The sequence below is a fragment of the Ligilactobacillus equi DSM 15833 = JCM 10991 genome (assembly GCF_000615765.1).
GTDB lineage: Bacteria > Bacillota > Bacilli > Lactobacillales > Lactobacillaceae > Ligilactobacillus > Ligilactobacillus equi.
Genome location: NZ_BAMI01000156.1, coordinates 1 through 540 on the forward strand (window position 1 = coordinate 1; position 540 = coordinate 540).

The 540-nt window shown below is 36.3% G+C and carries 1 protein-coding gene; it reads right to left on the minus strand.

Going from position 1 to position 540, the window contains the following annotated elements; all coding sequences use genetic code 11:
- The coding region (locus JCM10991_RS15540) for a MiiA motif-containing surface protein (RefSeq protein ID WP_035189209.1) at positions 1-540 on the minus strand (540 nt) is incomplete at both ends.

The window sequence follows — 540 nt, forward strand, 5'->3', positions numbered from 1 at the left end:
ATTAACTACATCTTGACCATGTTTGATAGCTTTATCAAGATCAGCACGGTTTTGATCTGAAGTATTGGTGTAGTTACCGCTAGTCTTAGCAGAATTACCATTATTGATAGCCTTATTTAGATCATCTTTTGAAGTTCCTGTAGTGGTATTTTTACCAGATATTACATTCTTTGAACCATCCGGATAAGTAATTGTGGTATTACCTTGATCGTCAACGTTAGTAACTTTGCCATTCGAATTACTCTTTTGGACATTGTCTTTAACCTGACTCTTTTCATCATCGGTTAAGTGACTATGATCACCAACAGGAATCTTTGAAGCAGGAATTGCAGGTTTGTTATTAGCTGCATCAGTCCCTTGGTTCAAATTATTGATATCATCACTGATCTTCTTAGCAGCGGCATCAACATTACTTTGACTAGCCTTAGGATCTTGGTTAAGCGTTTCAGCATCAGTAATATCTTTGTCTAACTGTCTACGTTTAGCATCAGAAGTATCTTGGTAATCTGAACTATCAGTTTGAGTCTTATGCCCTTTATT